Here is a 22,398-nt window from a genome sequence, read left to right on the forward strand (position 1 = left end):
GATTTCCTTGTTAATTCAATAGGGGCAGGTCAGACCATCATCAGCAGCACGGCGACGAAAATGCTGCCGGCGGAGAAGGTCATGGTCCGAGACGACCAGGTGTTGAACCAACGTTGAAAGCTGGCGAGATCACGGGTCAGGGAAGTGGGTTGGCGCGTCCAGGATTGCTGGTCGAGGCGGAAGAACACGTAGATCTTCACCAGCGCACCGACGATCTGGTTGTAATACAGAATCACGGGATAGGCCGGGCCGATCCGGTGACCGGAGCACGACAGCAGCAAGGTCAGAATCAGGCGCGTGATGCCGATCCACAGCAGGTAGGCGAGGATGAATGCACCGCCGTACTTGAAGCTGGCGATGATCGCCACGGTCAGGCCCAGCAGCGAGGTCCACATCGAAACACGCTGGTCGAACAGCACCACCGAAGTGAAGGCGCCGAGGCGTTTCACACCCAGGCCCAGCGCTCGCGAGTTCTGGCGCAGGTTGTTGCCGTACCAGCGGAACATCAGTTTGCGGCTGGCCTTGATGAAGCTCTTTTCCGGCGGGTGTTCAACGGTGTTGATCGCGGCGTCCGGCACGTAAAAGGTGTCGTAACCCAGACGCATCAGGCTGAACCAGCTCGATTTGTCGTCGCCGGTGAGAAACTTGAAACGGCCCAGGCGCCAGTGTTGCAGCGAGTCGCTTTCGACGTCGGCGATGAATTCCGGATCGGTCACCACAGTGGCGCGGAACACCGACATACGCCCGGTCATGGTCAGCACGCGCTTGGACAGGGCCATCGAGCACATGTTGATGTGGCGCTGAGCGAAACGCAGCTTGTGCCATTCGCTCATGATGTAGCCGCCGCGCACTTCGCAGAACTCGTTGGTGGTCAGGCCGCCGACGTTGCCGAACAGCTGGAACCACGGCACGGTCTTGCGCACGGTGCCTTCGCCGAGCACGGTGTCGCCGTCGATCACGGCCACCACGGCACGGTCGTCTGGCAGGTGACGGGAGATTGCGCGGAAACCGTAGGCCAGGCCATCGCGCTTGCCGGTGCCGGGAATGCGCACGAAGTCGAGCTTCACGCGGTCTGGCGGATTCATCCGCGCCCACAGCGCCTTGACCAGCAGCTCATCGGACATTTCGACGATCGAGCAGACCACGGTGGTCGGCAGTTCGCAGTCGATGGCTTCGCGGATCACCGAGCTGTAGACCTGCGCGGTGGTGAGCGCGTCGATACGGAAACTGGTGACCATCAGAAACACATGCGACGGGTCCGCCGCTTTACCCAGCTTGCGCACTTTGCGGCGCAGGTGCGGGTAAACGATGTAGAGAAAAATCATGCCGCGCACAAAGTGCGTTGCACCCATCGAGTAGCGCCAGATACCCACGGCGCCAATCAGGAAAATGAAGTCCTTCGACTCGGAGTCGAATGTGGACGTGGGCAGCATCAAGGCCAGGCCCATCAACAAACTGAGGTAAAACAGCCAACCGGCGGCCTGAAGTAGGCCGTGCTTTAGCCTGTGCATAATCTGCATCCGTCTCTATCTCGGGCGAGCCTGTCGGGTGGCCCGGTGGGGTTAAGGCAGGCATACAAAAACTTGCAAGGACATGTAGGAGCTGCCGAAGGCTGCGATCTTTTGATCTTTGCGGGTTCACTCAAGACTCAAGTGGCCGGGGTAAAGATCGCAGCCTCGTTTCACTCGTCAGCTCCTACAGGGCTGTTTACCAGCAGATACCTTCAGTGCGAGTACCTGGATTGGTGGCTTTGGCCATGAAGCCGACCAGGTCGATGACCTGTTTGCCCTGCGGTGCTTCCTGGGCCAGCGAGCGGAACTTCTCGTCGCGGTTGCCGAGGATGATCACGTCGGAGTTGTCGATCACCGAATCGAAGTCCGAATTGAGCAGGGACGACACGTGCGGGATCTTCGACTCGATGTAGTCCTTGTTCGCGCCGTGAACACGGGCGTACTCGACGTTGCTGTCGTAGATGCTCAGGTCGTAACCCTTGCCGATCAGCATTTCGGCCAGTTCCACCAGCGGACTTTCGCGCAGGTCGTCGGTACCGGCCTTGAAGCTCAGGCCGAGCAGGGCGACTTTGCGTTTGTCGTGGCTTTCAACGATGTCGAAGGCGTTCTGCACTTGCGATTCGTTACTGCGCATCAGCGAGTTGAGCAACGGTGCTTCGACGTCAAGCGAACCTGCACGGTAGGTCAGGGCGCGCACGTCTTTGGGCAGGCACGAACCACCGAAGGCGAAGCCCGGGCGCATGTAGTACTGGGACAGGTTGAGCGTCTTGTCCTGGCAGACCACGTCCATCACTTCACGGCCATCGACGCCGACCGCTTTGGCGATGTTGCCGATCTCGTTGGCGAAGGTCACTTTGGTTGCGTGCCAGACGTTGCAGGTGTACTTGATCATCTCGGCGACCGCGATGTCCTTGCGGATGATCGGTGCGTCGAGTTCTTCGTACAGCGATTGCAGAACGTCGCCCGAGGCCTTGTCGAACTCGCCGATGACGGTCATCGGTGGCAGGTCGTAGTCCTTGATCGCGGTGGATTCACGCAGGAATTCCGGGTTGACCGCGACGCCGAAGTCGACACCGGCCTTCTTGCCCGAGCAGTCTTCGAGGATCGGGATCACCACGTTGGCGACGGTGCCCGGCAGCACGGTGCTGCGTACCACGATGGTGTGGCGGGTGGTTTTTTCACGCAGTACGAAACCGATCTCGCGGCACACCGCCTCGATGTAGTTCAGTTCCAGGTCGCCGTTCTTCTTACTCGGCGTACCGACGCAGATCATCGACAGGTCGGTGTCACGAATCGCCTCGGCGAAGTTGGTCGTACCGCGCAGACGACCGGTCTCGATACCCTGAGCCAGAAGTTCGCCCAGACCCGGTTCCACAATCGGCGACTTGCCGGCGTTGATCATGTCGATCTTGTCTTTGGCAACATCGACGCCAACCACGTCATGGCCCCGTGCAGACAGGCAACCGGCACACACTGCGCCAACGTAACCCAAACCAAATATGCTGATGCGCATCGCAATTACCTCTGTGTTTTATCAAGCCATTAGATGGCCGGAGTTAATGGTGTTCAGCGGTCATAGTGCACTCGAAAGTGCGGCATACAGGCGCCACAATGCCGTGTGCAGGCATACTAAGTTCCGAGTGTCTAAATAAGTGCACTCAAGATGTGCGCAACTAGGCCTTAGTTGTTATGACTTGCCCTGTTATGCAGCGGATCTTCTTGCTGGAAGACTCTTGTGCATGTGTTCAGTCCACCTGATGTCGGACGAAAGGCCCGTAGATCAAGCGGTTGGGTGCTCAGGCGAGCACAATTACAGGGGCGCAGCCTTGGCCTTGTAGAGGATGTTTATGGTGCGTATCACCTATCCATCGTTAGTTGATCAGATGAGTGAACCATCTAGGCAAGTTGCTATGACAACTTGGTTACATGGTTCTCCGCTCTGCGTAAGTTATCTCGTACAAACTCGGCGAGAATCGTTACCGGTGGTATGAGCTATGCATTTGGACATAGTTCCTACCCGCTCATCGCGAAATCTGAAATTTTTTGAAATATTGACACAGATGGCACTGGTCTCAAATTGATAGCACTTTCGATTTGGGCCTTTATTAATCGGTGCGCAATCGAGCTAGATAGTTTTGTGCCACTACCGTAAAAAAAATTACGTGCCACTACTGAAAAAAAGTGCGGCTGTCGAGTGAAACTAAAATTAGAATTGGGTGGGACGATTTTATGGCGCCAATAAAACGGCGAAATGTGGCGGGGGATTTTTGACGTCGTGCGAGCTGCACGACTCTTTACAGAAAGAGTCGTGCAATGGGCATGCTTTATTCCGGGGCGTGGTCGCGCAGAAACACCAGATTGTCCGGTTTCGATTGCTCGGCGCTGTAGCGATAACCCTGCACATCGAACTGCTTGAGCAGGGCAGGATCGTTGATTTTTTCCTGAATCACGAAACGGCTCATCAGGCCGCGGGCCTTCTTCGCGTAGAAGCTGATGATCTTGTACTGGCCGTTCTTCAGGTCCTTGAAGTCGGTGTTGATGATCCGCGCGTTCAGGGCGCTGCGTTTGACCGCCGAAAAGTACTCGTTGGAGGCCAGGTTCAGCAGCACATCGTCGCCCTGATCGGCCAGCGCTTCGTTGAGCCATTCGCTGATGCGCGTACCCCAGAACGCGTACAGGTCCTTGCCACGGGCGTTGGCCAGTTTGGTGCCCATTTCCAGACGATACGGCTGCATCAGGTCCAGCGGACGCAGCAGGCCGTAGAGGCCGGAGAGCATGCGCAGGTGCTTTTGCGCGTAGTCGAACTGAGCTTCGCTGAACGATTGCGCGTCGAGGCCGGTGTACACGTCACCCTTGAACGCGAGCAGCGCCTGCTTGGCGTTTTCCGGGGTGAAGGCGGGCGTCCAGCTGCCGAAACGCGCGGCATTCAGGCCGCCGATCTTGTCGGACACGTGCATCAGTTCGCTGATCTGTGCCGGGCTCAGTTCGCGCAGCTGCTGGATCAGCTCCTGAGAGTGATCGAGGTATTGCGGCTGGGTAAAGCGCTGGGTCGCCGGCGGTGTTTCGTAATCGAGGGTCTTGGCGGGGGAAATCACCATCAGCATGAAGTCGTCTCCTTTAATCGTGGGGGCGATTCTAGGGGGTTGGCCGGGTTGACTCCAGCTATCAAGCCCATAGGTGATCGATGGTGTGCTGGAAAAGATCGCAGCCTTCGGCAGCTCCTACAGGTTACGGTCGATTGTTGGCTGCTTTTGTAGGAGCTGCCGAAGGCTGCGATCTTTTGATTTTTCTTTTGATCGTCCTGCGATCACCCGCGATATAGTGCCGCGCGGGTTTGGTTATGGAGACACCCCTTTGCGCATTGTTCTTTTATTCACCGCGTGGCTGTTGAGCTTCGGGGCCATGGCGGCGCCGGGCGATGTGGCGACGCTGGATCGCAGCACCTGGCCGGAGCAACTGAGCAGCCCGACGCTGTTCGACGTCGCCTCGCGCGCGGAAATCCTCATGTTCGCCCGGGGCCTGCTCGGCACCGAGGCGCTGGACGAGGCCGCGCTGGCCCAGCGACTTGGGCTGCGCACGGTCAACGTCGACGCGATCAGCCACCTGCGTCAGCGGCTTTGGGAACGTCTGTTGGCCAACTACAACTTCGCCCAGCAGAGCTGCGATCAGGATGCCTCGTTCTGCTTCCTCGTCGAAGACCTGCCGACCCTGCGCGAGCAGGCCGCCAAGTTCGTGGTCAGCGACGACAGTTATTACACCAAATGGGCCGAACCGAGCCGGTTGTTTCATCTGCAGTACCTGGACGAGCTGATGCGCAAGGCCGCGCTGTCGCCGCAGACCAGCAGTGAAGTCGATCGTTTCGGCGACTATGAACGCAGCGGCGACGAGATGCATGACCGGCTGTTTCTGCTGAGTTTCGACAGCGCTGCAAACCTGCAGCCGGACAACACCGACTGGATCGCCGACTACCTGCGCAAAGCCAATCTCAGCGGCACGTTCTTCCTGTTGGGCAAGGACGTGCAGGCGCGACTGGCGGATCGCTCGGTGAGCAATCTGCAATCGGAGTTCTCGAAACAGTGTGTCGGCGTGCAGGGTTGGGAGTTCCGTTCCCACAGTTATTGGCAGGACTGGCAGGACTCGGTGCGCCGCAGCAGTGACTTGGTGAAGAACAAGTTGCCGGAAAACTACGTGCCGCTGTTCCGTCCGCCGGAGGGGCAGCGTCGCTCTGATGCCGGCAGTTTCTTGCGCAATCAGGGCCTGCAAGTGGCGCTGTGGGACATCGATGCCCAGGATGGTGCCGGCAAGCTGAAGGGCGCGCAGAGCGCGCAGCGAGTGCTGACCCTGATGCTGCTATGGCGTCACGGGGTGATCAATTTCAACATGAAACAGGATGCGGTGAAGACCGCGTTGCCGTGGCTGATCACGCAAACTGCGCAAAGCGGCATCGGCTTTGAGGATTGTCAGGACGGGTTTCGCTGAAAAACGAAAAAAGCCCGGAAACATTGGGCTTTAGGTGATTTTTTTTAAGAATTCGATGCTGGAGGACTTCCGACTTTAGCGGGGTCTGAACGGTCCGCCAAGGGCTTTTCGTCACTCTGCAAAATAAACTTAAAAAAACCGTCAAAGTGCTTTTTTATGTCATGGGTTTTGGAGTATTACGAAGACAGACCGCCGAAACCTGCAACACAGGTGGCGTCTTCCAAGACTCCTTTTGTGTGCAGTTCATTCAGGTCCTCGCGGATGAATTCGGCAGTCACTTCGAGGCGCAGCACCGCCCAGGTATTGCGTCGAATGGCTCCCACAAAGGTGACCGAGTATGGATGATCACGGACGTAGCCCTTCTTCCAACCAGCCAATCCTTTATGTACTCGATACCAACGTATTGATTCACGATCCAAATGCCCTGCTGAATTTCGAAGAACACCACGTCGCGATCCCGATGACTGTGCTTGAGGAGCTGGACAAGCTCAAGAGCGGCCATCACAGCGTTGCTGCCGAATGCCGCCAGGCGATCCGCCTGATCGACAAGACCCTGGGCGATGCCTCCCCCGAGGACGTCGAGCTGGGGGTGCCGATCCAGCGCGGCAAGGGCGGGCCGAAAGGCTTGCTGTCAATTCTGATGAGCAAACAGGCCGAATCGAACCTGATTCTGCCCGAGCACCTGAACGACAACAAAATCATCAACCAGTTGATCGACCTGCACACCCGTGATCCGCAGAAGGCGGTGGTACTGGTCACCAAAGACATCAACATGCGCCTCAAGGCACGCGCCTGCGGCATCGATGCCGAGGATTACAGCACCGACCAACTGGTCGACGACGTGTCCCTGCTGCCCAACGGCTACCACAACATGACCGGCTCCTTCTGGGACCGCGTGAGCAAGGTCGATACCCGTCAGGATCATGGCCGCACCTGGCATCAGGTGCAGTTGATCGACAACCTGCCTGCGGTGCACATCAATGAGTTCATCATTGACGAACAAGGCTTTGTCGGCTGGATCAAGGAAATCCAGGAAGACAAGCTGCTGATCCTCGACCTGCACCAGGAACCGCTGCTGCACCAGGAAGCCTGGGGCCTCAAACCACGGGACATCTATCAGAGTCTGGCGCTCTACGCGCTGCTGGATCCGGACATTCATCTGGTCAACCTGTCGGGTGCGGCAGGTTCCGGTAAAACCATTCTGGCGCTGGCCGCGGCGATCGAGCAGACCATGGTCAGCAAGCGCTATCGCCGCATCATCGCGACCCGCAGCGTGCAGGGCCTGGACCAGGAAATCGGCTTCCTGCCCGGCACTGAAGCGGAAAAAATGGAGCCTTGGCTGGGCGCCATCACCGACAACCTCGAAGCCTTGCACATGGATGATGAAAACACCCATGGCAGCGTCGATTACATCCTCAGCAAAGTGCCGTTGCAGTTCAAATCGCTCAACTACATTCGCGGTCGCAGCTTCCAGCAGAGCCTGATTCTGATCGACGAATGCCAGAACCTTACGCCGCACCAGATGAAAACCATCATCACCCGGGCCGGCGCCGGTTCCAAAGTGGTGTGCCTGGGCAACCTGGCACAGATCGACACCCCTTACCTGTCCGCGACCAGCTCCGGGCTGACCTACCTGACCGAACGCTTCAAGGATTTCCCCAATGGGGTGCACATCACCCTGCAGGGCGTGCCACGCTCGATTCTGGCCGAATACGCCGAATCGCATTTGTAACCCTTCCAACAAAACCGGGCGGCCCAAAATCCGCCCGGTTTTTTATGCCTGAACCACAAATCCCTTGATTGATGCACCACTGATCCGATGTAGGAGCTGCCGAAGGCTGCGATCTTTTGATCCTGCTTTAAAAATCAAAGTCAAAAGATCGCAGCCTGCGGCAGCTCCTACACAAAGAGCGTCATATTCGTGGATGCGGAAATTTGACCCACAGGTTTACAATCCCTGCTCCTGATCAGGAGTAATCCCGTGCTGACTCATCTCGATTCCCAAGGTCGCGCCAACATGGTCGACGTCACCGAAAAAGCCGTGACATTCCGTGAGGCGACGGCCCAGGCGCTGGTGCGCATGCTGCCCGAAACCCTGCAGATGATCGTCAGCGGCGGCCACCCCAAGGGTGACGTGTTTGCCGTCGCTCGCATTGCCGGCATTCAGGCCGCGAAGAAAACCAGTGATCTGATCCCGTTGTGCCATCCGCTGATGCTCACCGGTGTCAAGGTCGAACTCAGTGCAGAAGGCGAAGACAGCGTACGCATCGTCGCCCGCTGCAAGCTCTCCGGGCAGACCGGCGTGGAGATGGAAGCACTGACCGCTGCCAGCGTTGCCGCGCTGACCATCTACGATATGTGCAAGGCCGTGGATCGGGGCATGACCATCGAAAGCGTGCGTTTGCTGGAAAAGGTCGGCGGCAAGAGCGGGCATTTTCAGGCGGAGCAACCATGAAACTGACGGTTAAATTCTTTGCGCGTTATCGTGAAGCGCTGGGCGTGGACTCGGTCAAGGTCGAAGGCGATTTCGCCACGGTCGACGATGTCCGTGCGCTGCTCGCGCAACGCGATGGCGCCGAGGTCTTGAGCGAGCAGAACCTGATGTGCGCGCGCAACGAAGACCTGTGCCAGCTCGACGAGCCGGTGAGCGACGGCGACGAAGTGGCGTTTTTTCCCACCGTGACCGGAGGCTGACGGATGGCGATTCGTGTGCAGTCCACGGCGTTCGATCCCGGCGCTGAAGTCAACGCGATGCACGCGGCGAATGTCGGTGTCGGCGCGGTGGTGAGTTTTGTCGGCTACGTGCGCGACTTCAATGACGGGCTGGATGTGGCCGGGATGTTCCTCGAACACTATCCGGGCATGACCGAAAAAGCCCTTGGCAAGATCGCCGTCGAGGCCGAGCTGCGCTGGCCGCTGCTGAAGCTGGAACTGCTGCACCGCATCGGCGCGCTGGAGCCGGGCGAGCCGATTGTGTTTGTCGGCGCGGCCAGCGCCCATCGCCAGGCGGCATTCGACGCCTGCGCCTTTGTCATGGACTACCTGAAAACCCGCGCGCCGTTCTGGAAAAAAGAAAACACCCGCGACGGCCCGCGCTGGGTCGAAGGGCGTGACAGTGATCATGCTGCGGCGGATCGCTGGAAGAAGTAATTTCTGCATCGCCCTCTAGTCAGTCATCGCTGGCAAGCCAGCTCCCACAGTGTTTTGTGTCATGCACATATTCATGTACACCACTGAACCCTGTGGGAGCTGGCTTGCCAGCGATAAGGCCATCCGCAACACCAAATACCTTTCTTCAGCTAATTGACGATTTGTACGTGCGAGTCCAATATGGATTTATAAGTACAAAAAAGGCATTCCTCTTTCCAGCTCTTTTCTTCTGTCTTGCCAAACCAACAACAACCCGCGAGAGAACGAACATGAAGAAACTCCCCCTCATCACCGGTCTGGCCCTGAGCCTGTTGGCGTGCACCCATTCGTTTGCTGCGGAGAAAACCCTGCGCATCGGCATTGAGGCCGCTTATCCACCGTTCGCCTCGAAAACCGACAAGGGCGAGATCGTCGGTTTCGACTACGACATCGGCAACGCCCTGTGCGCGCAGATGAAGGTCAAGTGTGTGTGGGTCGAGGGTGAGTTCGATGGCCTGATCCCTTCGCTGAAAGTGAAGAAAATCGACATGGCGCTGTCGTCGATGACCATCAACGAAGACCGCAAGAAGTCGGTGGATTTCACCCACAAGTACTACTTCACTTCGTCGCGGCTGGTGATGAAGGAAGGCGCCACGGTCGACGACCAATACGCCAGCCTCAAGGGCAAGACCGTCGGTGTGCAGCGCGCGACCACCACCGATCGTTATGCCACCGAGGTGTTCGAGCCCAAGGGCATCATCGTCAAGCGCTATGGCAATAACGAAGAAATCTACATGGACCTGGCAGCAGGGCGGCTCGATGCGATTTTTGCCGACACCATTCCGCTGACCGACTTCCTGTCGATGCCACGCGGCAAGGGTTACGCGTTTGTCGGGCCGGAACTGAAGGATCCGAAGTACGTGGGCGAGGGCGCGGGGATTGCGGTGCGCAAGGGCAATACCGAGCTGGTCAGCGAGTTGAACACGGCCATCGACGGGATTCGTGCCAGCGGCGAATATCAGAAGATTTCCCAGAAGTACTTCAAGTCTGACATTTACGGCGACTGATCTACCGCTTTCGCGAGCAGGCTCGCTCCCACATTGGATCTATGGCATTCACAAATCCCTGTGGGAGCGAGCTTGCTCGCGAAGAGGCCGGAGCTACCGATGAAGATCTCTAGCCCTTCAATTCCTTCAAATGCTTGTACACCGTCGCCCGCCCCATGTTCAGCACATTGGCCACATAGTTCGAGGCACTTTTGCCCTTGAACGCGCCTTCGGCGTGTAGCGCCAGCACCAGTTCGCGCTTGTGATCGCGGGTCAGCAGATTCAGGCTCAGCTGGCGCTCGCGCAGCCAGGCGTGGAGGAAGGTGTTGATGCGTTCCTGCCAGTCATCGCGAAACAGTGAATCCGGCTGCGGGATCAGTTTGCTCGGCGACAGGAACAGGTCCAGCGCAGCCTTGGCATTCTCGAACAACGAAATATTCAGGTTGATGCACAGCACCGCCAGTGGCCGCTCTTCGCTGTCGCGCAGCACGGTGCTCAGGCTGCGTATCTTCTGGCCGTCCCAATTGAGCTTTTCGTACGGACCGATGTTGCGCTCACTGACCTCCTCGCTGAGCATGTCTTCAAGCGATGAATCGTCGCCGATCTCGCGTTTGGACAAGTTGTTGGCGATGTAGTCGACCTTCTGCGTGCGCAAGTCGTGCAGCACCACTTCGGCGTGGGGAAAGAACAGCGTGGCGATGGCGTCGGCGATGGCGCGGAAATTATCCAGTGCCGGATCGAATTCGGGGGCGGTCATGTTTGTGGAGCTCCAGGCGGCGTCAACGCCCCCGTGCACGGGGGCGCTGCGAGTGTGCCGCAATCCGTTGGGCGCGTCATCCGCCAAGGGGTTCAGCCGAGCCTTGCGAGGGAGAGCATGGCGCTGCTCAGGCCGAACTGCTGCAGATGTTCAGGCAAGGCTTCACCGCGTACCAATGCCGCACTGGCCTGGCCCATGGCCGGTGAGGTCTGAATACCGTAACCGCCTTGGGCCGCGACCCAGAACAGCCCGGGCACCTGCGGATCGAAACCGCTGAGCAGATCACCGTCGGCGACAAAGCTGCGCAAACCGGCCCAGGTGCGGGTCGGACGGCGGATGGTCAGGGTCGTGGCTTCTTCGATCTGGTAGATGCCCATGGCGATGTCCAGCTCTTCCGGCTGCACGTCGTGGGGTTCGACCGGGTCGGCGTTGGCCGGCGAGCCGAGGAACATCCCGGCGTCGGGCTTCATATAGAACGACTCATCGAGGCTGACCAGCATCGGCCAGTGATGAATGTCCACGCCCTCGGGACCGGCGAAAATGAACGCCGCGCGGCGCTTGGGTTGCAGGCCCAGCGCTTGGGCACCGGCCAGTGCGCCGATCTGGTCGGCCCAGGCGCCGGCGGCGTTGATGATGACCGGCGCGCTGAAGGTCTGACCGTTGGTCTGCACTTGCCACTGGCCGTCAGTGTCACGACGCAGGCCCAGCACTTCGCAATCGGTGTGCACCTGGCCGTTGTTGCGGCGGATACCGCGCAGGTAGCCCTGATGCAGGGCGTCGGTGTCGATGTCGCTGGCGGTCGGGTCGTAGATCGCGCCGTGGACTTTTTCCCGACGCAGTATTGGCAGGCGAGCGCAGGCTTCATCGGCGCTGAGCAGTTGCATTTCCGGCACCGTGGCTTTGGCACTGAGGTACTGGTTGTTCAGCTCGGCGGCATCACCGGTGAAATCCACGGTCATTTCGCCGCGCGGCGTGAGCAATGGGTGCTCACAGAAACCGCTCGGCGGATGGTCGAAAAACTCGCGGCTGGCCAGCGTCAGCGCGCGCACCTGCGGCGTGCCGTAGGCAGCGGTGTACAACGCCGCCGAGCGCCCGGTTGAGTGATAGGCCGGGTGTGATTCACGTTCGAGCACGATCACTTTGGCGTGGCGCGACAGCCAGAAACCGGTGGAAGCGCCGGCAATCCCGCCGCCGATGATGATGAAATCTGCCTGGCTCATGAAATCTCCCAATTTATCTGGAATCCTGTAGGAGCTGACGAGTGAAACGAGGCTGCGATCTTTTGATCTTGTCTTCTGAAAATCAAAAGATCGCAGCCTCGTTTCACTCGTCAGCTCCTACAAGGGATCGAGGTGTCAGTGCTTGAGGTGATAAATCGCATTGGCCAGCGCAATGTCTTCCAGGCCCAGGCCTATTGAACGGAAAAATACGTGACGGTCGTAACCGGGACGCGGCACTTTCTCGCTGAGCAGATCGGCCAGGTCGCCGATGATCAAATCCTTGTTCCAGCCATGCTGATCGGCGGCGATCAGCATTTCACCCGCCGAGCCCGGCGTGGTCAGCCGATAGTCACAGAACACCTGCATGTCGCCCAAGCTCTGTGGGGGCACCTCATGGGCGCGTGGTGCGTTGGTGCTGATGGAGGTGATCAGTGCCGGTTTGCTCAAGCTGGCCGGGTCGATGACCGGGCCGGCGGATGACGTGCAGAGCATGATCACGTCCGCGTCCGTGAAGGCGACATCGCGGCTGTCGGCAATCTTCACCCCGGGGTAGATCTCTTTCAGCAGCGCCCGGGTTTCAGCGTCTTCAGACAGACTCGGCGAATACACGCTGATGCGCTGCCAGTCGCGCAGCCCTTTCACGTAATGCAGATGCGCCTGGGCAACCTTGCCGCTGCCGATGATCGCCAGTCGTGTGGCATTCAGCGGGGCGAGGGCATCGACCGCCACGGCGGTGGTCGCAGCGGTACGGGCGGTGGTCAGTTCGCCGGCGTCGCACAGCAGCAGTGGCTGGCCGGTTTGCATCGACATCAACAGCGTCCACGCCGTCACCAGCGGCCCTTGTTCGCGGACGATGTACGGCGAGGTCTTGACCCCGTACACACCGTCCTCGGCCAACACCCCCAGGTAGTTGATGAAGTCGCCGGCGCCCTGCGGAAACTCCACCAACTGCTGCGCCGGTTGCACGGCGTGGCCGGCGGCGAGGTCGCGGAACAGTTTGCGCAGGATTTGCGGTACGTCGATGCGCGCCAGCAGCTCGCGGGCCTGGGTGTGGTCGATCACGTAGGGTGTACTGGTCATGTCAGGCTCCACGCTCTGGATATAAACTAATTTGTCCATTATGGACTTTTAGTTGTCTACCGCAAGCGCCTGGTGAAAACGTCGGGCAAAAAAAAGCGCAGTCCGTTGCCGGCTGCGCTTTTTGCGTTACAAGTTGCTTACTGCGGCTGCGGACGCTTGCGTTCGACTGCGCGCAGCAGGTGCGTCGGCGGTGTTTCGCAGCTGATCTTGCGGCCGAGCTTCTCTTCGATGGACGGCAACTGGTACGAGTCGTCCTCACCGGCGAAGCTGATCGACACGCCATCGGCGCCCGCGCGACCGGTACGGCCGATGCGGTGTACGTAATCGTCCGGGACTTCCGGCAGGGTGAAGTTGATCACGTGGCTGATGCCGTCGATGTGGATGCCGCGACCGGCGACATCGGTGGCCACCAGCACGCGGATCTTGCCTTCGCGGAAGCCTTCCAGGGTCTTGATGCGCTTGTGCTGCGGCACGTCGCCGGACAGTTGCGCAGCGTTGATGCCGTCACGCACCAGGCGCTCTTCGATGCGGCGCACTTCGTCCTTGCGGTTGGCGAAGACGATCACGCGCTCCCAGCCGTTGTCGTTGACCAGGTTGAACAGCAATTTGTACTTGTCCGCACCGGCTACCGCGTAGATGTGCTGCTCGACGTTTTCGTTGGCCACGTTGGTGACTTCGATTTCGACGATTGCCGGATCGGTGGTCCATTGCTTGGCCAGGTTCATCACGTCTTCGGTGAAGGTCGCGGAGAACAGCAGGGTCTGACGCTCGGACTTCGGCGGGGTCTGGCGAATGATCTGCCGCACTTGCGGGATGAAGCCCATGTCGAGCATGCGGTCGGCTTCGTCCAGCACCATCACTTCGACCATGTCCAGGTGCACGTCGCCGCGCTGGTTGAAGTCGAGCAGACGGCCCGGAGTGGCGACGAGAATGTCGCAGTGGCGCGCTTCGAGGTGCTTGAGCTGTTTGTCGAAGTCCATGCCGCCAACGAACGTCATGACGTTGAGGCCGGTGTACTTGGTCAGGTCGGCAGCATCCTTGGCGATCTGCACCACCAGCTCACGGGTCGGCGCGATGATCAGTGCACGGGGTTCGCCCATGTAGCGTTCTTTCGGCGGCGGGGTCTGCAACAGCTGGGTGATGATCGAGATCAGGAACGCGGCGGTCTTGCCGGTACCGGTCTGCGCGCGACCGATGGCGTCTTTGCCGGCGAGGGTGAAACCCAGCACCTGCGCCTGAATCGGTGTGCAGTATGGAAAGCCCAGGTCCTGAATGGCGTGCATCAGTTCCGGAGCGAGTTTGAAATCGTGGAAGCGGGTTTTGCCTTCCTGGGGTTCGACGACGAAATCTTCGAGTTTCCAGGGAATGACCGGTGCCTTGGGCTTCGGTTCGCGGCGCGGCCGAGGCGGTTTCGGTGCTTCGGCGCGGACCGGTTCGGTGGCGATGGCAGGCTGCGGCTCGGGCTGGGGTGTCGCTACCGGAGCCGGACGTTCAGCCTTGGGCGCATCGCTGCGAGGGCCGGGGACGTGCGACGGCGCACTGGGGACTGGCGCGAGCTGCTCAGCCTCGCTTTTACCGAACATTTTCTTGAGTGCTTTGAGCACGGTCATCTCATCAATTGGTTAAGGAATGTACGCCGGCCAGTGTAATGCAAGAAGCGGGCTCGGCGTAGTGGGATGATCAAAGGGACGTTCGAACTGAAACGATCAACGCAGGCGTTCACCCAGCCAGGCCCCGATATCGCGAATTTCTTCGGGTAACACTTCATGCTCCATTGGGTATTCCTGCCATGTCACGGTGACACCATGCTTCACCAAATGCTCATAGGCACTTCGCCCCATCGAGTTCTGCACCACGCCGTCGAACTGGCCGTGCAGGCACAGCGCAGGAATACGCTGCTGACTGGCTGAAAGCTCCATCTCGTCAGTGAAGGTCGGGGCGTAGGTGGACAGGGCAAGTACGCCACCCAACGGACCTTGCCACTTTATATAAGCGGTGTGCAGAACGACGGCGCCGCCCTGGGAAAACCCGGCGAGAAAAATCCGCGAGGCGTCTATTCCGCTGGCGCGCTCCTTTTCGATCAATTCGATGATGCGACCCGCCGACACTTCCAATTGGTCACGGTCAATCGACCGCGCCGGGCTCATGGCCTTTATGTCGTACCAGCTCGGCATCGCGTAACCGCCGTTGATGGTGACGGGCAGGGTTGGCGCTTGCGGTAATACGAAGCGCGTACTCAGCAGGCTTTCCTGCAGCGCTTCAGCCACTGGCAGGAAGTCATAGCGGTCCGCGCCGAGGCCGTGCAGCCAGATTACGCAGGCGTCTGCGGGCTTTTCGGGTTGAAGAATCAGGGGCTCGGTCATGGCTGCTCCAAAAATGTGCGGGCGCTCTCAATAAGTGCGTGATTTGCGTGCGCGCCCGGTCGATCCGTTAAGAAGATGTCGCAAGGCTACAAGTTTTGCTATTGACCTGTCGCGCAACCGCTTCAGCAAGCGGTGTGGTACGGGCTTTGCTATGGAGGATTCTGTATGAAGCGTCCTACGCCTTGCGGTAACACTATCAGTGTACGTCGTGCGAAGGGATTGCAAAGAATCCGGTGATGGATGTTCGCCAATGGCCGCTACGGGCAACGCGAACGTGAAAGGGCTACAGCCCGTTCGGCCGACTGGTGAGAAGTGAGTTGTCCATGATGTGGATTTTCTCCTACTAGACTCATAGCGAAGGTCTTACGTCGGTTGACCCCAAAAAAAGCCAACACGGGTCAACAACGCCTCAAAAGGGTGCGACTGGACTCAAGCTCCGACACAACAAGAGCAAAACTGGAGGTTTGAATGAAGATGTTGAAATCCACTCTGGCGGTCGTGACTGCTGCAGCAGTACTCGGCGTCAGCGGGTTCGCTCAGGCGGGTGCAACCCTGGATGCCGTGCAGAAGAAAGGTTTCGTGCAATGCGGCGTGAGCGACGGTCTGCCGGGTTTCTCGGTGCCGGACGCCTCGGGCAAGATTCTCGGGATCGACGCTGACGTTTGCCGCGCTGTGGCCGCTGCCGTATTCGGCGACGCCAACAAGGTCAAGTTCAGCCAGTTGAACGCCAAGGAGCGCTTCACCGCGCTGCAGTCCGGCGAAATCGACCTGCTCTCGCGCAACACCACCATGACCAGCTCGCGTGACGCCGGTATGGGCCTGAAATTCCCGGGCTTCATCACTTACTACGACGGTGTGGGCTTCCTGGCCAACAACAAGCTGGGCGTGAAAAGTGCCAAGGAACTGGACGGTGCAACCATCTGCATCCAGGCCGGTACCACCACCGAACTGAACGTCTCCGACTACTTCCGCGCCAACGGCCTGAAGTACACCCCGATCACCTTCGACACCTCCGATGAAAGCGCCAAGTCGCTGGAATCCGGTCGTTGCGACGTGCTGACCTCCGACAAGTCGCAGCTGTACGCACAGCGCAGCAAACTGGCGTCGCCGAAAGACTACGTGGTGCTGCCGGAAACCATCTCCAAAGAACCACTGGGCCCGGTCGTGCGTAATGGCGACGACGAGTGGCTGGCGATTGTTCGCTGGGTTGGCTACGCGCTGCTGAACACTGAAGAAGCCGGCGTGACTTCGAAAAACGTGCTGGAAGAAGCCAAATCCACCAAGAACCCGGACGTCGCTCGACTGCTGGGTGCTGACGGTGAATACGGCAAGGACCTGAAACTGCCGAAGGACTGGGTTGTGAAAATCGTTTCGCAGGTCGGTAACTACGGTGAAATCTTCGAGAAAAACCTCGGCAAGAGCACTCCGCTGGAAATCGACCGTGGCCTGAACGCGCTGTGGACCAACGGCGGCATTCAGTACGCACCACCAGTGCGCTAATGGTTCTATCACCCGGCGGGCCAACCGCCGGGTGATGTTCTGTTCCATTTTTTCCGGGGCACTTCATGCAAAATTCAATCGGCGCACCAAAGCAGAGGTTCAGCCTCAGCGATCCGCGAGTGCGTGCGTGGCTGTTTCAGATCATCACCGTCGTGGCGGTGGTCGCCATGGGCTGGTATCTGTTCGACAACACCCAGACCAACCTTCAACACCGGGGCATCACGTCCGGTTTCGACTTTCTCGAGCGCAGTGCCGGGTTCGGCATCGCTCAGCACCTGATCTCCTACACCGAAGCGGACAGTTACGCTCGGGTGTTCGTGATCGGCCTGCTCAACACGCTGTTGGTGACCTTTATCGGTGTGATCCTGGCGACCCTGCTGGGCTTCATCATCGGTGTGGCGCGGCTGTCGCCGAACTGGATCATCAGCAAACTGGCGACCGTGTATGTGGAAGTGTTCCGCAACATTCCGCCGCTGCTGCAGATCCTGTTCTGGTACTTCGCGGTGTTCCTGACCATGCCGGGACCGCGTAACAGCCACAACTTCGGTGACACCTTCTTTGTCAGCAGCCGGGGCCTGAACATGCCGGCCGCGCAAATGGCTGACGGCTTCTGGGCATTCTTCATCAGCGTGGTGCTGGCCATCGTCGCCATCGTGCTGATGTGCCGCTGGGCCAACAAGCGATTCGAAGACACCGGCGAACCATTCCACAAGTTCTGGACCGGCCTGGCGATCCTGCTGGTGATCCCGACCTTGTGCGCGCTGATCTTCGGTGCCCCGCTGCACTGGGAAATGCCGCAACTCAAGGGCTTCAACTTCGTTGGTGGCTGGGTGCTGATCCCGGAACTGCTGGCGTTGACCCTGGCGTTGACCGTGTACACCGCAGCATTCATCGCGGAAATCGTTCGTTCCGGGATCAAGTCGGTCAGCCATGGCCAGACCGAAGCGGCGCGTTCGCTCGGCTTGCGCAACGGCCCGACCCTGCGCAAGGTGATCATTCCGCAAGCCCTGCGGGTCATCATTCCGCCGCTGACCAGCCAATACCTGAACCTGGCGAAGAACTCGTCGCTGGCCGCCGGTATCGGTTATCCGGAAATGGTTTCGCTGTTCGCCGGCACCGTGCTCAACCAGACCGGTCAGGCGATCGAAGTCATTGCCATCACCATGAGCGTGTACCTGGCGATCAGTATCAGCATTTCCCTGCTGATGAACTGGTACAACAAGCGCATTGCGCTGATCGAGCGGTGAGGAATAGCGCATGACAACCCATACTTTCAAACCCGACATGCCACCGCCGGCCAAGGTTTTCGGCCCGATGGCGTGGATACGCGCCAACATGTTCTCCAGCTGGCTCAACACCCTGCTGACCCTGTTTGCGTTTTACCTGATTTATCTCGTCGTGCCGCCGATCCTCAGCTGGGCGATCCTCGACGCCAACTGGGTCGGCACCACCCGCGCCGACTGCACCAAGGACGGCGCCTGCTGGGTGTTCATTCAGCAGCGTTTCGGCCAGTTCATGTACGGCTACTACCCGGTGGAACTGCGCTGGCGTGTAGACCTCACTGTTTGGCTGGCAGTGCTCGGCGTGGCGCCGCTGTTCATCTCGCGCTTCCCGCGTAAAGCGGTGTACGGCCTGAGTTTCCTGGTGATCTACCCGATCGTCGCCTGGTGCCTGCTGCATGGCGGCGTGTTCGGCCTCGATGCCGTGGCAACCAGCCAGTGGGGCGGCCTGATGCTGACCCTGGTCATCGCCACCGTCGGTATCGCCGGCGCCTTGCCGCTGGGGATCGTTCTGGCACTGGGCCGTCGCTCGAACATGCCGGCGATTCGCGTGGTCTGCGTGACGTTCATCGAGTTCTGGCGCGGCGTGCCGTTGATCACGGTGCTGTTCATGTCCTCGGTGATGCTGCCGCTGTTCCTGCCCGAAGGCATGAACTTCGACAAGCTGCTCCGGGCGCTGATCGGGGTGATTCTGTTCCAGTCGGCCTACGTCGCCGAAGTAGTGCGCGGTGGTCTGCAAGCGATCCCCAAAGGTCAGTACGAAGCGGCTGCGGCGATGGGCCTCGGTTACTGGCGCGCCATGGGTCTGGTGATTCTGCCGCAAGCCCTGAAGCTGGTGATCCCGGGCATCGTCAACACCTTCATTGCGCTGTTCAAGGACACTAGCCTTGTGATCATCATCGGCCTGTTCGACCTGCTCAACAGCGTCAAGCAAGCCGCTGCCGATCCGAAATGGCTGGGCATGGCCACCGAAGGCTACGTGTTCGCCGCCCTGGTGTTCTGGATTTTCTGTTTTGGTATGTCGCGCTATTCCATGCATCTGGAACGCAAGCTCGACACTGGCCACAAGCGTTAGGAGTTCTCTGTAAATGAGCGAAGCAATCAAAAAGCCTGTGGGCCCTGAAGGCATTATCCAGATGCAGGGCGTGAACAAGTGGTACGGCCAGTTCCACGTGCTGAAAGACATCAACCTCAACGTCAAACAGGGCGAGCGTATTGTTCTGTGCGGCCCGTCGGGTTCCGGCAAATCGACCACCATCCGCTGCCTCAATCGCCTGGAAGAACACCAGCAGGGCCGCATCGTGGTTGATGGCGTGGAGCTGACCAACGACCTCAAGCAGATCGAAGCGATTCGCCGCGAAGTCGGCATGGTGTTCCAGCACTTCAACCTGTTCCCGCACCTGACCATCCTGCAGAACTGCACGCTGGCGCCGATGTGGGTGCGCAAGATGCCCAAGCGCAAGGCCGAGGAAATCGCCATGCATTACCTGGAGCGTGTACGCATCCCGGAGCAGGCGCATAAATTCCCGGGGCAACTGTCCGGCGGTCAGCAACAGCGTGTGGCGATTGCCCGCGCGCTGTGCATGAAACCGAAAATCATGCTGTTCGACGAACCGACCTCGGCACTCGACCCGGAGATGGTGAAAGAGGTACTCGACACCATGATCGGCCTCGCCGAAGACGGCATGACCATGCTCTGCGTGACCCACGAAATGGGCTTCGCCCGCACCGTGGCCAACCGCGTGATCTTCATGGACAAGGGCGAAATCGTCGAACAGGCGGCGCCGAACGACTTCTTCGACAACCCGCAGAATGACCGCACCAAACTGTTCCTGAGCCAGATCCTGCATTGATTCAGGTTGATGCACCAGACAAACCCGGCCCTGTGCCGGGTTTTCTTTTGCCTGCGATTTTCATTTTCCCCTGTAGGAGCTGCCGCAGGCTGCGATCTTTTGACGTTGATCGTTAAGCACAAGATCAAAAGATCGCAGCCTGCGGCAGCTCCTACCCGGGGTTGTGTGAACTGGAGCATCTGACTAAGATGTCAGAAAATTCATCCTATGATTGGATGAAAGGGCGAATTTCATGACAGACACTTCACCTTTGATCAAGCGATCCCTGGTCGATCAGGCCCTGGATCAGTTGCGCCAGCGCATCACCGATGGCGTGTGGCAGGTCGGCGAACGGCTGCCGACCGAGCCTGAGCTGTGCGCCGAGCTCGGCATCAGCCGCAACACCGTGCGTGAAGCCATGCGCGTGTTGGCGTTTTCCGGGTTGATCGAAATCCGGCAGGGCGATGGCAGTTATTTGCGCGCAGTGGTCGATCCGATGGACACGCTCAAGGCGTTGTCCCGCTGCTCGCTGGAGCAGGCGCGCGAAACCCGGCACATCCTCGAAGTCGAGGCGATTGGCTTGGCCGCGTTGCGTCGCACCGATGAAGATCTCGCCGCATTGCGCGCAGCGCTCGGCACCAGCGGCAGCCACTACCACGGCGATCTCGACACTTACATTGCCTGCGATCTGGTGTTCCACCGCCGTCTGGTGGACGCCGCGCACAACCCGACCCTCAGCGAGCTGTATCGCTATTTCTCCAGCATCGTCGGCGCGCAATTGCGCCAGACGCTGAACATCGTCCCGCGCCGTCAGGAAGTGTTCGACCTGCACATCGAGTTGCTCGATGCGGTCGAACAACGCGACCCGGAACGGGCCAAAGCCATATCGAGGCAGTTGATCAATGAACCTTGAAAGCGAGAAAAACCTCCCAATCCCCAAGCGCACGGCGGAGCTCGAAGAGCTGCTGATCGACGCCGAGGCCGACGACGAACACGTGCAGCAAAGCCATCCGCTGGTGCGCCGGCCATGGCTGTTGCTGCTGGGGCTGATTCTGGTGGCGCTGAACCTGCGCCCGGCGCTGTCGAGCATGGCGCCGTTGCTCAGCGAAGTGTCGAAAAGCCTTGGCCTGTCTGCGGCGCAGGCCGGTTTGCTGACCACGTTGCCGGTGTTGTGCCTGGGCTTGTTCGCACCGCTGGCGCCGATTCTGGCGCGGCGTTTCGGCGCTGAACGAGTGGTGCTGGGGATTCTGCTGACCCTGGCCGCCGGGATCATTGTGCGCAGCAACTTCGGTGAGATCGGGCTGTTTGCAGGTAGCGTGCTTGGTGGCGCGAGCATCGGCATCATCGGTGTATTGCTGCCGGGTATTGTCAAACGCGACTTCGCCAAACACGCCGGAACCATGACCGGCGTGTACACCATGGCCCTGTGCCTGGGCGCGGCAATGGCAGCGGGTTCCACCGTGCCATTGAGCGAACACTTCGACCACAGCTGGGCGCTGGGCCTGGGTTTCTGGGTGATCCCGGCGCTGGTGGCGGCGCTGTTCTGGCTGCCGCAAGTCGGGCAGAAACACGGCGCGCACAACGTTGCCTATCGGGTGCGTGGGCTGCTGCGCGATCCGCTGGCGTGGCAAGTTACCTTGTACATGGGCCTGCAATCGTCGCTGGCGTACATCGTGTTCGGCTGGTTGCCGTCGATCCTGATCGGCCGCGGCCTGACTCCGACCCAGGCCGGCCTGGTGCTGTCCGGCTCGGTGATCATCCAGCTCGCCAGCTCCCTCGCGGCGCCGTGGCTGGCGACCCGGGGCAAGGATCAGCGTCTGGCGATCGTGGTGGTGATGGCGCTGACCCTCGGCGGTCTGTTCGGTTGCCTGTATGCGCCGATTGAAGGGCTGTGGGGCTGGGCGATTCTGTTGGGGCTGGGGCAGGGCGGTACGTTCAGTCTGGCGCTGACCCTGATCGTGCTGCGCTCGCGGGATTCGCACGTGGCGGCGAACCTGTCGAGCATGTCCCAAGGCTTTGGCTACACGCTGGCGTCGATGGGGCCGTTCGCCGTCGGCGTGGTGCATGACTGGACTGGCGGCTGGAATGCCGTGGGCTGGATTTTCGGCATCATCGGCACCGGTGCGATCATTGCCGGGCTGGGTGCGGGCCGGGCGCTGTACGTGCAAGTGCAAAGCGAGAAAATCTGACACCTGTAGGAG

At 59.5% G+C, this 22,398-nt stretch carries 20 protein-coding genes; 12 read left to right on the plus strand and 8 right to left on the minus strand.

Going from position 1 to position 22,398, the window contains the following annotated elements; genetic code table 11:
• Positions 1–29 precede the first annotated feature (29 nt).
• The 3 genes from alg8 to yaaA all read right to left on the minus strand — a co-directional run bounded on the left by alg8 (position 30) and on the right by yaaA (position 4,615).
• On the minus strand, positions 30–1,511 hold the full coding sequence (alg8, locus tag ACYZUM_RS01310) for a glycosyltransferase family 2 protein (protein WP_217436834.1): 1,482 nt from the start codon (positions 1,509–1,511) through the stop codon (positions 30–32).
• A gap of 196 nt (positions 1,512–1,707) precedes the next feature.
• Complete coding sequence (locus ACYZUM_RS01315; protein ID WP_007965217.1) at positions 1,708–3,024, minus strand: nucleotide sugar dehydrogenase; 1,317 nt, start codon at positions 3,022–3,024, stop codon at positions 1,708–1,710.
• An 811-nt stretch (positions 3,025–3,835) separates the two neighbouring features.
• A complete protein-coding gene (gene yaaA / locus ACYZUM_RS01320) occupies positions 3,836–4,615 on the minus strand; it encodes a peroxide stress protein YaaA (protein WP_108181747.1) in 780 nt (259 codons plus the stop codon).
• A gap of 298 nt (positions 4,616–4,913) precedes the next feature.
• On the opposite strand from yaaA, the gene ACYZUM_RS01325 reads away from it, so the two are divergent.
• The 6 genes from ACYZUM_RS01325 to ACYZUM_RS01350 all read left to right on the plus strand — a co-directional run bounded on the left by ACYZUM_RS01325 (position 4,914) and on the right by ACYZUM_RS01350 (position 10,186).
• Entirely contained in the window at positions 4,914–5,990 is a 1,077-nt protein-coding gene (locus tag ACYZUM_RS01325; protein WP_420094611.1) for a polysaccharide deacetylase family protein, read from the plus strand.
• A gap of 337 nt (positions 5,991–6,327) precedes the next feature.
• A complete protein-coding gene (locus ACYZUM_RS01330) occupies positions 6,328–7,722 on the plus strand; it encodes a PhoH family protein (RefSeq protein ID WP_041064814.1) in 1,395 nt (464 codons plus the stop codon).
• 249 nt (positions 7,723–7,971) lie between these two features.
• Positions 7,972–8,445 carry a cyclic pyranopterin monophosphate synthase MoaC gene (gene moaC / locus ACYZUM_RS01335; RefSeq protein WP_008080206.1) on the plus strand — a complete coding sequence of 158 codons (474 nt, stop codon included), beginning with the start codon at positions 7,972–7,974 and terminating at the stop codon, positions 8,443–8,445.
• A complete protein-coding gene (gene moaD, locus ACYZUM_RS01340) occupies positions 8,442–8,684 on the plus strand; it encodes a molybdopterin converting factor subunit 1 (protein ID WP_108181749.1) in 243 nt (80 codons plus the stop codon). Before moaC ends, moaD begins: the two co-directional genes overlap by 4 nt.
• Positions 8,685–8,687: 3 nt before the next feature.
• Positions 8,688–9,140, plus strand: coding sequence for a molybdopterin synthase catalytic subunit MoaE (moaE, locus tag ACYZUM_RS01345; RefSeq protein ID WP_108181750.1), 453 nt, complete (start codon positions 8,688–8,690; stop codon positions 9,138–9,140).
• Positions 9,141–9,409: 269 nt separating this feature from the next.
• The gene (locus ACYZUM_RS01350; protein ID WP_041064800.1) at positions 9,410–10,186 is read left to right on the plus strand and encodes an ABC transporter substrate-binding protein; all 777 of its coding nucleotides are present in this window, start codon (positions 9,410–9,412) and stop codon (positions 10,184–10,186) included.
• 109 nt (positions 10,187–10,295) lie between these two features.
• Here ACYZUM_RS01350 and ACYZUM_RS01355 read toward each other — a convergent pair whose 3' ends face one another.
• From ACYZUM_RS01355 to ACYZUM_RS01375, 5 genes are all read right to left on the minus strand, one after another.
• Positions 10,296–10,922 (minus strand): helix-turn-helix transcriptional regulator, encoded by a 627-nt coding sequence (locus ACYZUM_RS01355; RefSeq protein ID WP_047292678.1) that lies wholly within the window; start codon positions 10,920–10,922, stop codon positions 10,296–10,298.
• A gap of 92 nt (positions 10,923–11,014) precedes the next feature.
• A complete protein-coding gene (locus ACYZUM_RS01360; RefSeq protein ID WP_108181751.1) occupies positions 11,015–12,142 on the minus strand; it encodes an NAD(P)/FAD-dependent oxidoreductase in 1,128 nt (375 codons plus the stop codon).
• A gap of 135 nt (positions 12,143–12,277) precedes the next feature.
• Complete coding sequence (locus ACYZUM_RS01365; RefSeq protein WP_108181752.1) at positions 12,278–13,222, minus strand: ornithine cyclodeaminase family protein; 945 nt, start codon at positions 13,220–13,222, stop codon at positions 12,278–12,280.
• A 137-nt stretch (positions 13,223–13,359) separates the two neighbouring features.
• Positions 13,360–14,832: an ATP-dependent RNA helicase RhlB gene (gene rhlB / locus ACYZUM_RS01370; RefSeq protein ID WP_108181753.1), complete on the minus strand. Its 1,473-nt coding sequence runs from the start codon at positions 14,830–14,832 to the stop codon at positions 13,360–13,362.
• A gap of 96 nt (positions 14,833–14,928) precedes the next feature.
• Positions 14,929–15,585 carry an alpha/beta hydrolase gene (locus ACYZUM_RS01375; RefSeq protein ID WP_108181754.1) on the minus strand — a complete coding sequence of 219 codons (657 nt, stop codon included), beginning with the start codon at positions 15,583–15,585 and terminating at the stop codon, positions 14,929–14,931.
• A gap of 468 nt (positions 15,586–16,053) precedes the next feature.
• On the opposite strand from ACYZUM_RS01375, the gene ACYZUM_RS01380 reads away from it, so the two are divergent.
• From ACYZUM_RS01380 to ACYZUM_RS01405, 6 genes are all read left to right on the plus strand, one after another.
• On the plus strand, positions 16,054–17,085 hold the full coding sequence (locus ACYZUM_RS01380; RefSeq protein WP_007965188.1) for an amino acid ABC transporter substrate-binding protein: 1,032 nt from the start codon (positions 16,054–16,056) through the stop codon (positions 17,083–17,085).
• 65 nt (positions 17,086–17,150) lie between these two features.
• Positions 17,151–18,332 carry an amino acid ABC transporter permease gene (locus tag ACYZUM_RS01385; protein WP_041064783.1) on the plus strand — a complete coding sequence of 394 codons (1,182 nt, stop codon included), beginning with the start codon at positions 17,151–17,153 and terminating at the stop codon, positions 18,330–18,332.
• A 10-nt stretch (positions 18,333–18,342) separates the two neighbouring features.
• The gene (locus ACYZUM_RS01390) at positions 18,343–19,440 is read left to right on the plus strand and encodes an amino acid ABC transporter permease (RefSeq protein ID WP_108181755.1); all 1,098 of its coding nucleotides are present in this window, start codon (positions 18,343–18,345) and stop codon (positions 19,438–19,440) included.
• A 13-nt stretch (positions 19,441–19,453) separates the two neighbouring features.
• A complete protein-coding gene (locus tag ACYZUM_RS01395) occupies positions 19,454–20,218 on the plus strand; it encodes an amino acid ABC transporter ATP-binding protein (protein ID WP_003221897.1) in 765 nt (254 codons plus the stop codon).
• A gap of 232 nt (positions 20,219–20,450) precedes the next feature.
• Entirely contained in the window at positions 20,451–21,110 is a 660-nt protein-coding gene (locus tag ACYZUM_RS01400; protein WP_108181756.1) for a FadR/GntR family transcriptional regulator, read from the plus strand.
• Complete coding sequence (locus ACYZUM_RS01405) at positions 21,100–22,386, plus strand: CynX/NimT family MFS transporter (protein WP_108181757.1); 1,287 nt, start codon at positions 21,100–21,102, stop codon at positions 22,384–22,386. The genes ACYZUM_RS01400 and ACYZUM_RS01405 overlap by 11 nt, the downstream gene beginning before the upstream one ends.
• Positions 22,387–22,398 lie beyond the last annotated feature (12 nt).

The sequence above is a fragment of the Pseudomonas sp. m6p genome, assembly GCF_055760375.1.